Raw genomic sequence first — 13437 nt, forward strand, 5'->3', positions numbered from 1 at the left:
ATCCACAGACGGGTAAGGGCGGCGGGGGCGAGAAGCCTCCCGTCGCGCACCCGGCCTAGGAGCCCCCGCCCTCGGGCACCCGCCCCCGCACCGGCCGGCCCTCCAGTGGTGGCGCCGTGATGCCGCCGTGTGTGCGGCACTCGGGGTGGGTGCAGTCCGGGGGCAGGCGGCGTACGGTCGCGAAGGCGATCACCGCGCCGGCCGCGAGCAGGCCCGCGCACAGGACCATCGCCTGGCCGAACGCGTCGTCGAAGGCGGCCGGTGAGCGGTACGCCTCCTGGCCCATCCCGGTCAGCAGGGGCAGCGCGGCCACGGCGACGAGGCCGGCCGCGCGGGCCGCCGCGTTGTTGATGCCGCTGGCCAGGCCGGCCCGCGCGACGTCCACGGAGGCGAGGACGGTGGCGGTCAGTGGGGCGACCAGGGTGACCAGGCCGAAGCCGAGGACGAGGACGGCCGGTAGGACATCGGAGACGTAGGAGGCGTCCGGTCCGACGCGCAGCATCAGCAGCATGCCGGCCGCGCAGAGAAGGGGCCCGACGGTGAGGGGGATGCGCGGGCCGATCCGGTCGGCCAGGGCGCCGGAGCGGGCGGAGAGCAGCAGCATCAGGACGGTGGTCGGGAGCAGTGCCGTACCGGCGCCGAGGGCCGAGTAGCCGGAGACGACCTGGAGCTGGAGCGCGGCGAGGAAGAAGTAGCCGCCGAGGGCCGCGTACACGCACAGGGTGACGATGTTGACCGCGGTGAACTGGCGGGACGCGAAGATGTCGAGCGGCATCATCGGGTCGGCGCGCCGCTTCTCGACGAACACGAAGGCGATGCCGGCGGCCACACCGGCGACCGCGCACACGACGACGACCACCGAGCCCTCACGGGCCTCGATCAGCGCGTACGTCACCAGGGCGAGGGACAGGGCGCCGAGGGCCGCGCCGAGCACGTCGAAGCGGCCGTGCTTACGGCCGTCCCCGGACTCGGGGACATGCCGCAGGGCCACCGGCACACACAGCAGGGCCAGCGGCACATTGAGCAGGAACACCCACCGCCAGCCCGGCCCGTCGACCAGCCACCCGCCCAGGAACGGCCCGACCGCCGCGCCTACGCCCCCGAACCCCGACCACAGGCCCACGGCCCGCCCCCGGTCGTCGGGATGGAAGGACGCCTGGATGAGCGCGAGCGAGCCCGGCGTGAGGAGAGCCCCGCCGATCCCCTGCAACGCGCGGGCGGCGATGAGCACCCCGGCGTTCGGGGCGATCCCGCACAGCAGCGAGGCCACCGCGAACCACACGACCCCCACGACGAAGACCTTGCGGCGCCCGTACCGGTCCCCCAGCGACCCGCCGAGCAGGATCAGCCCGGCCAGCGTCAGCATGTACGCGTTGACGGTCCACTGGAGCGCCGCGAGGTCGGCGTCGAGATCGCGGCCGATGCGCGGGAGGGCGACGTTGACGACGGTCGAGTCCAGCAGGGCCATGCTGGAGCCGAGGACGGTGGTGAGCAGGATCCACTTGCCCTGCGGTGAGGCCATCCGGACGTCGGGCATGCCCCCAGGTATACAGCGAGCCCGGCGCCGTAGACAGGCGCCGGGCTCGGAAGTTCCCGAGAGGTCCCGAGAGAGACCCGGAGAACTACTTGATCTACTACTTGATCTTCGTACCCGTCGAGCGCAGGTTCGAGCAGGCCTCCGTCACCCGCGCGGCCATGCTGGCCTCGGCGAGCTTGCCCCAGGTGCGCGGGTCGTAGGTCTTCTTGTTGCCGACCTCGCCGTCGACCTTGAGGACACCGTCGTAGTTCTGGAACATGTGGGCCGCCACCGGACGCGTGAAGGCGTACTGCGTGTCGGTGTCGATGTTCATCTTGACGACGCCGTTCTCCAGCGCGGTCGCGATCTCCTCGGCGGAGGAGCCGGAGCCGCCGTGGAAGACGAAGTCGAACGGGGACGCCTTGCCGTACTTGGCGGCGACGCCCTCGTTGAGCTCCTTGAGCAGCTCGGGGCGGAGCACGACGTTGCCCGGCTTGTACACGCCGTGGACGTTGCCGAAGGAGGCGGCGAGCAGGTAGCGCCCCTTCTCACCGAGCCCGAGGGCCTCGACGGTCCGGATCGCGTCGTCGACGGTCGTGTACAGCGAGTCGTTGATCTCGTGCGAGACGCCGTCCTCCTCGCCACCGGTCGGGGTGATCTCGACCTCGAGGATGATCTTCGCGGCGCGGGCGCGCTCCAGCAGCTCCTGCGCGATGGACAGGTTGTCGGCGAGGGTCTCGGCCGAGCCGTCCCACATGTGCGACTGGAACAGCGGGTTCTCGCCGCGCGCGACGCGCTCCTCGGACACGGCGAGCAACGGCCGTACGTACCCGTCGAGCTTGTCCTTCGGGCAGTGGTCCGTGTGCAGGGCGACGGTGATGTCGTACTTCTTGGCGACGATGTGCGCGAACTCGGCCAGGGCGACGGCGCCGGTGACCATGTCCTTGCTGTGCTGACCGCCCAGGAACTCGGCGCCACCCGTCGAGATCTGGATGATGCCGTCGCTCTCCGCCTCCGCGAAACCGCGCAGGGCCGCGTGCAGGGTCTGGGACGAGGTCACGTTGATGGCCGGGTAGGCGAACTTGCCTGCCTTCGCCCGGTCGAGCATCTCGTTGTAGACCTCGGGGGTTGCGATGGGCATCTGTCCGCTCCTTGGAGTGTGCGGGTTGACGTACTGCGTACGTAACTGCGTACGGCGTTCTTCTTACGGCCCTGACCTAGACCTTGGGGGGTTGCGACGTCGTCGTCGGCCCCATCTTTCCAGACGAACCGGGATGGTCCGAGCGCCTGCCATCAGCCGAGATGGACGCCCGTCGGGACCTCGCTCAGTCGAGCCCGAGTTCGTCCTTGGAGTAGGCGAACAGGTACGGCACCCCCGCACCCGCCTGGATCTTCTCGGCGGCGCCGGTGGCCCGGTCGACGATGGTCGCGACGGCGACGACCTCGGCCCCCGCCTCACGCACGGCCTCGACGGCGGCGAGCGGCGAACCGCCGGTGGTGGAGGTGTCCTCGACGACGAGAACCCGCCGCCCCGCGATGTCCGGCCCCTCGACCCGCCGCTGGAGCCCGTGCGCCTTGGCGGCCTTGCGCACCACGAAGGCGTCGAGGCGCCGGCCGCGCGCCGCGGCGGCGTGCAGCATCGCGGCGGCGACGGGGTCGGCGCCCATGGTGAGCCCGCCCACCGCGTCGAACTCCAGCTCCGCGGTCAGATCGAGCAGCACCTGCCCGACGAGCGGGGCCGCCTCCCCGTCGAGGGTGATACGCCGAAGATCGACGTAGTAATCAGCCTCCAGCCCCGACGACAGGGTCACCTTGCCGTGCACCACGGCCTTGTCCTTGATCTGCTGCAACAGCTCGGCACGTACGTCAGTCATGCCGCCCAGCTTAGAGGCGCCGCCAGCTCCAGACGGTGGTGGCTTCGAGCGGCTCCAGGGGCGTGACCAGCCGAGGCAGGCTGTTGAGCCCGTTGGGCGGCCCGGTCTGCGGCTCGACACACACGGCGGCATCCTGCTCGTCGTACACGACGACCCACTCCTCCCGGCTGGCCACCTTCAGCTCCAGCTGCCCCGGCCAGGTGAGCGTGACATCGACCCCACCAGGCATACCGAAGCAGTCGTCCCAGGGCCCGGGCTTCGGCTCGATCCGATTCCCGGTCGGCAGATGATCCCCACCCCGCTCCTCCTGCCAGGCCGGGCTGAAGTCGAGCCGGACGTCCTGGGCGCCGTCGCCGCCGAGGTTCCGGTTGAACCAGGGGTGCCAGCCGATCTGCGCCGGGAAGGACGTCTCGTACGTCTCGACGGACATGGTGAGGCTGAGGCTGTCCGGGGTGAGCGCGACGACCTGGGTGACGCGGCCGGGGTAGGGCCACGGCTCGACCAGGTCGTACGTGATGACGGCCTCGCCGTCAGCGACCCGGGCAACGCTCCAGGCGCCGTCCCGCGCGGTGCCGTGGATGGCGTTCGGCGGCGCGTTGAGCGGCATCTGCCGCACCACGGCCCCGTCCAGGAACCGCCCGTCCCGGATCCGCCCGCACCAGGGAACCATCGGGAAACACCCGAACCGCTCCCCCTGCCGCAACAACTCGATCCCCCCGACGCGCAGCCCCCCGACCCGCCCACCGTTCCCCGGCAGCACGTCCACCTCCGCGTCACCCGCGGTCAGCGTGATGTGTTCGTTACTCACGGGACGACCCTACTGGGGCGATCAAGGGGACCTGAAGAGCCAGGCATTTCAGCCCGTCCGGCGTCCGAGGACGAGCTCCGCCATCCCGATCCCCCACCCACCCACCCGCCTTCACCTCTCGACTCCGGCCCGGCATTTCAGCCCGTCCGGGGCTGCGCTTCTGGACGCCGGCCCAGGCAATCCAGCCCGTCCGGCGTTTGAGGACGAGGCCCCTTCAGGGCCGAAGCGGGGGTCTGGGGGCCGCAGGCCCCCAGGAGCGGGGTCGAAGGGGCGGCAGCCCCTGGAGGACGGGAAGGGTAGGGGCGGCGGGGGCGAAAACCCTCAGCGCCGCCGCCGAAGCATCCGCCCCACCACGATCGCCGACGCCACCACCACCGCCGCCGCCGGAGCCGCCCACCGCAGCGCAGAACTGGGCGCAACGGTCTGCGGCGCCGGAACCGGCGCATACCGCCCCCGCGGCGGCGCATGGTCCACTTCCTCCGCACTACGCCCGATCATCGTCCGCCGAGCATGAGCCGCCTCAGCAACAGCAGGCTCCCCGCCCCCGGCATCACCGTCCTGTGCCTCCGAGACACCCTCGGCATCCTCACCCCCCTCGGACTCGTCCGCCCCTGGACCGACCGGCGTCGGCCCCGGCGTCGGCGTCGGCGTCGCAGCATCATCCGCATCCGGCGTCGTCTCGAAGTCACTGGTGACCCGCGTCTCGAACTCCCCGGGAGCCAAGGTCTCCAGGGTTTCCCCGACGTCTCCGGCATCCCCGGCGTCCCCGACGCCCCCCGCCCCTTCCTCCCCCACCGCCGCCGGCGTCTCCCCCGCCACCACGCCAAGCTGCTCCCCGAACCGACTGAGCAACCGACCCACAGCCGACCCGACCGCCTCCGCCGAGAACTCCGAGACCCGCCCGTCCGCCGTAGCAGTCCCCTCGAACGTCACGGCGGCGCCCCCGTCGGCCTCCCGGACCCGCACCGTCAACGCCAGCTTCACGGAACCGCTGCCCCGCGCCTCGGTCGCATCGCCCTCCACGGCGTACGAACCGTCCTCGCGCTCGGTCACCCGCACAGCACCCCGGTAGGTGATGGTGTGACCACCGACGCGCACTTTCAGCCGCCCGGCGACAGGCTCGGCCCCGGCGTCCTGCTGGAGCCCGGGGACCGCCCGGGCAACCCGTACGGGATCGGCCAGCACCTCCCTGAGCCGCTCGGCCGCAACCGGAACGAACACCTCATGCTCCATGGTGAGCGAGCCTACCCAGCATGGCGCGAACCGCACCCGCACATCCGCGGATTCTCACCGGACACCGGCCCACCGGGCGTACTCTCCGCGCCCCGCCTCCACCCCCGCCCCGCCCCCCTCTCCCTCAGTACCGCGGATGCACCAACGTCGACACCCCCAACCCCCCGACCCGAGTCCCCTCCGCCACCCCCGCGTCCGCCGCCAGCCCCTCCTGCGTCAACGTCCCCAACCGCGGCGCCCCCTCCCCCGCCCCGAGCCGCAGCGCCGGCCGCTCCCCCCGCCCCGCCAGGATGAACCCCCAGTCGTGCGGTGCCCGCGTCGGTGCCGCCGAGCGGTCGGGGCCCGGGGCGAAGCCGGAGTCGCGGCCCCTGACGCAGTACGGGGCCGTGCGCAGGCCCGCCGCGCGGAGTGTGGTGTCGACCGTCCAGAACAGGCGGGGGCGGGAGGAGACCGGCCCGGCATGCACCGCGAGGCGTCCGCGCGGGGTGAGGGCGCGGCGCGCGAGGCCGTAGAACTCCTGTGAGTACAGCTTGGTGCTGGCCGTGATGCCGGGATCGGGCAGATCCGAGATGACGACGTCGTACGTGGCCGGCGGCGCCGCCCGCAGCCGGCGGAAGGCGTCGCCCGTCATGACGTGGACGCGGGTGTCGTCGTAGGCATGGCTGTTGAGCTTGGACAGCGGCGGGTCGCGGCGCGCCAGCCGCACCACCTGGGCGTCGACCTCGACGACGTCGACGCGGTGCACCCCGGGGTAGCGCAGCACCTCGCGCGCCGCGAGCCCGTCCCCGCCGCCGAGGATCAGTACGCGCGTGTGCTCGCCGCTCATCGCGGGGTGGACCAGCGCCTCGTGGTAGCGGCGTTCGTCGCGGCCACTGACCCTCAGGCGGCCGTCGAGGAAGAGGTCGAGGGGGCGGCCGTGCGTGCCGCCGGTGATGACGACCTCCTGGACGTCCGTCTGGAGCGCCACACGTACGTCCCGCCCGTACACCGCGTGCCGTGCCGCCCGTTCGAAGTCGTCGACGAGTACGGCGGCCGCGGCGAGGACGCCGAGCACCGTGACGTTGGCGATCACCAGCAGCCAGCGGGCGCGGCGGGTCAGGTCCCCCCGGAACAGGCCGAGGACCAGCGCACCGCCCGCGACGGCGTTGACGGCGCCGGTGATCAAGGTCGCGGTCAACTGGCCCAGCAGGGGCAGGAGAAGGAAGGGGAAGGCGAGGCCCCCGACGAGGGCGCCGACGTAGTCCGCGGCGAACAGGTCGGCCACCGCGCCGCCCGCGTCCTGGCGCCGGATGCGCTGGATCAGCTCCATCAGCAGCGGCACTTCGGCGCCGATCAGCAGGCCGATGGTGAGGGAGAAGGCGACGAGGAGACAGCGGGGGCCGTGGGCCCACATACCGCCCCAGTCGCCGGTCCAGGCGAAGACGGCGTACAGGGCGAGCGCGCTGCAGCCTCCGACGAGGGCGAGTACGGCCTCGACGGCCCCGAAGCCGGCCGCGGCGAGCGGGCGCAGGCGCTTGGCGACGAGGGAGCCGATGCCCATCGCGAAGACCATGACGGACAGGACGACGGAGGCCTGGGTGACCGAGTCGCCGATCAAGTACGAGGCGAGGGCGACGAGTTCGAGTTCGTACACGAGTCCGCAGGCGGCGCAGACGAAGACGCCCGCGAGGACCAGGAACCGTCCTGTGCCGGGCCGGACCGGAAGCCGCGCGCAGCCGCCCCGGGGCGGCGCCGTGCCGGGTGGGGCGGGGGCGTGCGGTTCGATCACGTTGCCGACGGTACGTTACGCCTGCGGCACGCTGGGTCACCCACACGTGTGTTGTTGAGGCAGGGGACGTTTGCGTTTCGCCCTCAGGCGCCGGACTGGCTGAACGATCCTGACCGGCGCCGAGGCGTACCCGTGACCACCCGCACCCCCACCCGCGTGCGCGTGGCCACCAACTGCCCGTCCTGCGGATACGCGTGCCATGTCCGCCAGTGCATCTGGCCCTCGTGGTGCTGGGCCAGCAGCGCGGTGAAGGCGTGCGGGCTGCCGGGGAACACGCCGGCGAGGCCGTGCGGGTGGTCGGCCACCAGTGCCAGCAACTCCTGTGCCCGGCCCGCGAACTGACCCGGTGACAGGATCTCCACCCGGGCCGCGAACTCGTACTCCCAGTCGCCCACCCGCTTGGCCACCCCGAGCGGAAGCGGCGTGCTGCTGCCCGGCATGCACGCCACCGTCTCCGAGCAGATGCCCCGCTCCTCCTGCAGGAGTACCTGGTGGGACGCGCCGAGCAGTCTCAACTCAAGCTTTGTGCCGGTCAGTTCGAGGTCGAGGGTGGCCAGTGCGGGCAGCGGCTCCCGCCCCAGGGCCCAGGCGAGGTCGGCCGCGCGCGTGTCGGTGTAGGCGGTGTTCAGGGTCGTGAGCATGGGTCGGCTCCGCTAGCACGCAAAGAAAAAGGGGGAGTGTCGGTCTCCGGCGCGCACCCCGGCCGACACCGGGAGGACGGCCCGGTCAGCCCAGTCGGCCGGTCAGAAGGGGTGTCCGCGGGATGTCCGAGGGGCTGCGTTGGTGAATTTCACTGAATCATGAACGGTGGCGCCGCCACAGCGTTTTTACCCAAGTTCGTAGGGTTTCCATCCCTCAGAGGGCTTATCAGCTCAACTGTTCAACTCCGGCGTGCGCCGGGGCGCACCCTGACCTCGCCGAAAGCCGTGCGGAAAGCAGCAAAGCGGGGCCGGTCCCAGGCACCGGCCCCGCTCCTTTTCGGATGCGGTTCCCCCTCGGGGAGCTCAGCTGCCCCGTGTCAGCTGCCTCCGCCACCACATCCGCCCCCGCCCCCTCCACCGCAGGACGACCCGCCTCCGCATGACGAGCCGCCCCCGCAGGAGGAGCTGCTCCCGCAGGACGAACCCCCAGAACCGCTGCTTCCCCCGCCGGCCCACCAGCTGCCGCCGGCGCTTCCGCTGTCGTGCGAGCGCCCCCTGCGACCGTGTGTGCGGTGGGCGGCCGGGCGTCCGCCGCTGCGCGCGACGGCCACGACGATCACCACGAACAACACTGCGACCAGCGCCCCGATGAAAACTGTGACCACGGCGTCAGCCTCCTTCCGTTCCCCCGAGGCGGACCGAGGCGTCCCCCCGTGGGCGCCTCCCGCTCGGTGCGTGGGAGTCAGATGCCCGGGCGTCTCACGACCCAAAGCAGAGTTGAGGAACTCCAGAGCTTGGGCGCAGGATGACGTGCATGACCTCCACCTCCCGCCCCCTGCTCAACCGCCGGCTCGCCGAGTTCGGGACGACGATCTTCGCCGAGATGTCCGCACTGGCCCTGCGCACCGGGTCCATCAACCTGGGTCAGGGCTTCCCCGACACCGACGGCCCCGAGGAGGTCCGCGAGGCGGCCGTGCGGGCCCTGCGGGACGGGCGCGGCAACCAGTACCCGCCGGGTCCCGGCGTCCCCGAGCTGCGCCACGCCGTCGCCGCCCACCAGGAGCGGCGCTACGGGCTGTCGTACGACCCGGACACGGAGGTCCTGGTCACGGCCGGTGCCACCGAGGCCATCGCGGCCACGCTGCTCGCGCTGCTGGAGCCCGGCGACGAGGTGATCGCCTTCGAGCCGTACTACGACTCCTACGCGGCCTGCATCGCCATGGCGGGCGGCACGCGCGTGCCGGTCACCCTGCGCCCGGACGAGGGACCACGCGACGCAGTCGCGCCTCGGCGCTTCCGGCTCGACCTCGACGAGCTGCGCGCCGCCGTCACCGACCGCACCCGGCTACTGCTCGTCAACACCCCGCACAACCCCACCGGCACGGTCCTCACCCGCGAGGAGCTGGCCGCGATCGCCGAGCTGGCGGTGGAGCGGGATCTGCTCGTGGTGACCGACGAGGTGTACGAGCACCTGGTCTTCGACGACGCCGAGCACCTGCCGCTCGCCACGTTCCCGGGCATGCGGGAGCGGACGGTGACCATCGGGTCGGCGGGCAAGACGTTCTCCTTCACCGGCTGGAAGGTCGGCTGGGTGACCGCGCCGTCCGGGCTGGTCACAGCCGTGCGGTCGGCGAAGCAGTTCCTCACGTACGTCTCGTCGGGGCCGTTCCAGTACGCGGTCGCCGAGGCACTCGCGCTGCCCGACAGCTACTTCGCGGCCTTCCGCGAGGGCATGCTGGCCAAGCGGGATCTGCTGGCGGCGGGGCTGACGGAGGCGGGGTTCGAGGTCTTCCAGCCGGCGGGCACCTACTTCATCACCACCGACATCCGGCCGCTCGGCGAGAGCGACGGCTTCGCCTTCTGCCGCGCGCTGCCGGAGCGGGCCGGGGTGGTGGCCATCCCCAACGCGGTCTTCTACGACCACCGGGAGGCGGGGGCGCCGTTCGTACGGTTCGCCTTCTGCAAGCAGACGGAGGTGCTGGAGGAGGCGGTGCGGCGGCTCAAGTCCCTGGCGGGCTGAGCCCCTCCTCGTCGGCGGCGGTTACCCACAGCCTGTGGACGAGTGCGGGTGGCGACCACCGCGGCACGGACGGCGAGAGCCCGGCTGCGGGCACGCGGCCGTGCTGGCCGGTGCCCTGGCCGGGCTCTCCCTTGCCCGCGGCGCGTATCCGGTCGATCGCCGATACGCCGCCGTGGGCCACGCCTGCTGTCGCGGCTCTTCTCGCCGACTTACGACTTACTCGTCGTCTTCCTCGGGCTTCTCCGCCTCGTTGATCTCCTGCTCCAGGCCGAGCTGCTCGACGAGCCACTTGTCGAACTCGATGGCGGCCCGCACCCAGCTGACCGTCGACGAGACGAAGTGCTCCAGGGCCACACCCGTGCCGATCAGCATCTGCGCCTCGCCGATGAGGCGGACGGTGCCGTCGTCGTGCGTGTGGCTGTAGACCTTGGGCCACAGGGTCCGGCGGTTCCAGTCGTCGATCGACTCCAGAAGCAGGGGCTTCTCGTCGATCTTGTGGGGCCGGTCGTAGAACGTCCGCACCGAGAAGACCTGCTGGTCGCCCTCGCCACGGAACATGAAGTACGTACGGAACTGCTCCCACGGCGCCGCGAGGTCACCCTCGTCGTCGACGACGTACTTCAGCTCCATCTGGTCCAGGAGCTGCTTCACGAGGTCCTGATCCGGGACAACGGGGCCGGGCGGCGGGCCGGGCTGCGGCTGCTGCTGACCCCCGAAGTTCGGAATCGAGGACGGGTCGATGCTCACCGTGTATTTCCCTTCGTACGGATTCCGCCATCCTCCCCCATCCGGGGAGGGGGGTGGCAAGCCCCGCCGGGGCTGTCCGCCCTCGGCTGACTCGATCCGGTCACTCCTGACGGGTACCCGGACCTACCGGGTACCCGCGATCACGGTTACGTGCCGGATCACAGCGTCTTTCCGGTCACCGGCCCCACGATCAGCCCGCCCGCCCGTCGCCCACCACCACCCTCAACCGAGTCGCTTCGCGACGCTCCCTCTGATTCGAAGGCGTCCACCCGGACCGTGTCGCCGTCCTTGACCTCGCCGGAGAGGATCTCCTTGGCCAGGCGGTCGCCGATGGCGGTCTGGATGAGGCGACGCAGGGGGCGGGCACCGTAGGCCGGGTCGTTGCCTTCGTCGGCGAGCCAGGCCAGGGCCCCGGGGGTGACCTCCAGCGACAGTCGCCGGTCGGCCAGCCGCTTCGCGAGGCGGTCGATCTGGAGCTGCGCGATCCGCGCCAGCTCGTCCTTCGCCAGGGCCGAGAAGACGACGAGGTCGTCCAGGCGGTTGAGGAACTCCGGCTTGAAGGAGGACCGGACCAGCTCCAGCACCTGCTCCTTCTTCTCCGCCTCGCTGGTGATGGGGTCGACCAGGAACTGACTGCCCAGGTTCGACGTCAGCACCAGGATCGCGTTGCGGAAGTCGACCGTACGGCCCTGACCGTCCGTCAGCCGCCCGTCGTCCAGCACCTGCAGCAGGATGTCGAAGACCTCGGGGTGCGCCTTCTCCACCTCGTCGAGCAGCACGACGCTGTACGGCCGCCTGCGCACCGCCTCCGTCAGCTGGCCGCCCTCCTCGTAGCCGACGTACCCGGGGGGCGCGCCGACCAGCCGGGCCACGGTGTGCTTCTCGCCGTACTCCGACATGTCGATGCGGACCATCGCCCGCTCGTCGTCGAAGAGGAAGTCGGCGAGGGCCTTGGCGAGTTCGGTCTTGCCGACGCCGGTCGGGCCGAGGAAGAGGAAGGAGCCGGTCGGGCGGTCGGGGTCGGCGATGCCGGCTCGGGTGCGCCGTACGGCGTCGGACACGGCCCGTACGGCCTCGGTCTGGCCGATGAGCCGCTTGCCCAGCTCCTCCTCCATGCGCAGGAGTTTCTGGGTCTCGCCCTCCAGGAGGCGGCCCGCGGGGATGCCGGTCCAGGCGGCGACCGTGTCGGCGATGTCGTCCGAGCCGACCTCCTCCTTGACCATCGTGCTCTTGGCGGCCTCCTCCTCGGCCTGCGAGGCGGCCTCCAGGTCCCGCTCCAGGGCCGGGATCTCGCCGTAGAGCAGCTTGCTGGCGGTGTCGAAGTCGCCGTCGCGCTGGGCGCGTTCGGCCTGCCCGCGCGCCTCGTCGAGCCGTTCCTTCAGCTCGCCGACGCGGTTGAGGGACTGCTTCTCCTTCTCCCAACGGGCGGTCAGCCCCCGCAGTTCCTCCTCCTTGTCGGCGAGATCGCGGCGCAGCCTCTCCAGGCGCTCACGGGAGGCCGGGTCGGTCTCCTTCTCCAGCGCGAGCTCCTCCATCTTCAACCGGTCGACGGCACGCTGGAGTTCGTCGATCTCGACCGGGGAGGAGTCGATCTCCATACGGAGCCGGGAGGCCGCCTCGTCGACGAGGTCGATGGCCTTGTCCGGGAGGAACCGGGAGGTGATGTACCGGTCGGAGAGGGTCGCGGCCGCGACCAGCGCGCTGTCCGCGATCTGCACCTTGTGGTGGGCCTCGTAGCGCCCCTTGAGCCCGCGGAGAATCGCGATGGTGTCCTCCACCGTGGGCTCGGCGACCAGCACCTGCTGGAAGCGCCGCTCCAGCGCGGGGTCCTTCTCGATCCGCTCGCGGTACTCGTCGAGGGTGGTGGCACCGACCATGCGCAGCTCACCGCGGGCGAGCATGGGCTTGAGCATGTTCCCGGCGTCCATGGCGGAGTCGCCGCCGGCGCCCGCCCCGACCACGGTGTGCAGCTCGTCGATGAAGGTGATGATCTGCCCGTCGGAGCCCTTGATCTCCGCGAGCACGGTCTTCAGCCGCTCCTCGAACTCACCGCGGTACTTGGCCCCGGCGACCATGGCACTGATGTCGAGCGCGACGAGCCGCTTGTCCTTGAGGGACTCGGGCACGTCCCCCTTGACGATCCGCTGGGCGAGCCCTTCGACGACGGCGGTCTTGCCGACACCGGGCTCACCGATGAGAACGGGGTTGTTCTTGGTCCGGCGGGACAGCACCTGCACCACGCGCCGGATCTCCTGATCCCGCCCGATGACGGGATCAAGCTTCCCTTCCCGCGCGGCGGCCGTGAAGTCGGTGCCGAACTTCTCCAGCGCCTTGTACTGCCCCTCGGGGTCGGCGCTGGTCACCCGGCGGCCGCCGCGCGCCTTCTGGAAGGCGTCCAGCAGCTTCTTCGCGGTGGCGCCCTGCTGGGCGAGCACCTCACCCGCCTGGCCGCCCTTGGCGGCGATGCCGATGAGCAGGTGCTCGGTGGAGAGGTACTCGTCCCCGAGGTCCTTGGCCCGCGCCTGGGCGTCCGCGATCACGGCGAGCAGCTCACGGTTGGGCTGCGGCGGCGCGACGGTGGACCCGGTCACGCTGGGCAGCGCGGCCAGCACCTTGTCGGCGCCGGCGCGCACGGAGGCCTGGTCGGCGTCGACGGCCGCCAGCAGGTCGATGATGTTCTCGTTGTCCTGCCCCTGGAGCAGAGCGAGGAGCAGGTGCGCGGGGGTGAGGTCCGCGTGTCCCTCGGTCAGGGCGCGGTTGCTTGCCGCGTTGATCGCGTCTCGGCTCCGGTTGGTCAGCTCGGCGTCCACGTGTCCGTTCTCCTCCTGGC

Annotated in this window: 10 protein-coding genes; 1 reads left to right on the forward strand and 9 read right to left on the reverse strand. The window is 71.5% G+C overall.

Annotated features, from left to right (window positions below; genetic code table 11):
* Nucleotides 1-55: 55 nt before the first annotated feature.
* The 7 genes from EHO50_RS26895 to EHO50_RS26925 all read right to left on the reverse strand — a co-directional run bounded on the left by EHO50_RS26895 (nt 56) and on the right by EHO50_RS26925 (nt 7840).
* A complete protein-coding gene (locus EHO50_RS26895) occupies nt 56-1537 on the reverse strand; it encodes an MFS transporter (RefSeq protein WP_128433778.1) in 1482 nt (493 codons plus the stop codon).
* A 97-nt stretch (nt 1538-1634) separates the two neighbouring features.
* Nucleotides 1635-2657 carry a class II fructose-bisphosphate aldolase gene (gene fbaA / locus EHO50_RS26900; RefSeq protein WP_128433779.1) on the reverse strand — a complete coding sequence of 341 codons (1023 nt, stop codon included), beginning with the start codon at nt 2655-2657 and terminating at the stop codon, nt 1635-1637.
* A gap of 184 nt (nt 2658-2841) precedes the next feature.
* Nucleotides 2842-3390: an orotate phosphoribosyltransferase gene (gene pyrE / locus EHO50_RS26905; protein ID WP_128433780.1), complete on the reverse strand. Its 549-nt coding sequence runs from the start codon at nt 3388-3390 to the stop codon at nt 2842-2844.
* Between the two features lie 10 nt (nt 3391-3400).
* Nucleotides 3401-4198 carry an aldose epimerase family protein gene (locus tag EHO50_RS26910; RefSeq protein WP_128433781.1) on the reverse strand — a complete coding sequence of 266 codons (798 nt, stop codon included), beginning with the start codon at nt 4196-4198 and terminating at the stop codon, nt 3401-3403.
* Between the two features lie 321 nt (nt 4199-4519).
* On the reverse strand, nt 4520-5431 hold the full coding sequence (locus tag EHO50_RS26915) for an SRPBCC family protein (protein WP_128433782.1): 912 nt from the start codon (nt 5429-5431) through the stop codon (nt 4520-4522).
* Nucleotides 5432-5555: 124 nt separating this feature from the next.
* Nucleotides 5556-7199, reverse strand: a complete 1644-nt coding sequence (locus EHO50_RS26920) for a polyamine aminopropyltransferase (protein ID WP_128433783.1) — start codon at nt 7197-7199, stop codon at nt 5556-5558.
* A gap of 83 nt (nt 7200-7282) precedes the next feature.
* Nucleotides 7283-7840: a DUF2617 family protein gene (locus EHO50_RS26925; RefSeq protein ID WP_128433784.1), complete on the reverse strand. Its 558-nt coding sequence runs from the start codon at nt 7838-7840 to the stop codon at nt 7283-7285.
* Nucleotides 7841-8645: 805 nt separating this feature from the next.
* Between EHO50_RS26925 and EHO50_RS26935 the strand changes: the two genes are divergently transcribed.
* Complete coding sequence (locus EHO50_RS26935; RefSeq protein WP_128433786.1) at nt 8646-9860, forward strand: pyridoxal phosphate-dependent aminotransferase; 1215 nt, start codon at nt 8646-8648, stop codon at nt 9858-9860.
* Between the two features lie 216 nt (nt 9861-10076).
* Here EHO50_RS26935 and EHO50_RS26940 read toward each other — a convergent pair whose 3' ends face one another.
* Entirely contained in the window at nt 10077-10607 is a 531-nt protein-coding gene (locus EHO50_RS26940) for a YbjN domain-containing protein (RefSeq protein WP_128433787.1), read from the reverse strand.
* A gap of 158 nt (nt 10608-10765) precedes the next feature.
* Nucleotides 10766-13417: an ATP-dependent chaperone ClpB gene (clpB, locus tag EHO50_RS26945; RefSeq protein WP_246101468.1), complete on the reverse strand. Its 2652-nt coding sequence runs from the start codon at nt 13415-13417 to the stop codon at nt 10766-10768.
* Nucleotides 13418-13437: the final 20 nt, after the last annotated feature.

This window comes from Streptomyces cyaneus (assembly GCF_004028635.1).
Taxonomy (GTDB): Bacteria; Actinomycetota; Actinomycetes; order Streptomycetales; family Streptomycetaceae; genus Streptomyces; species Streptomyces cyaneus.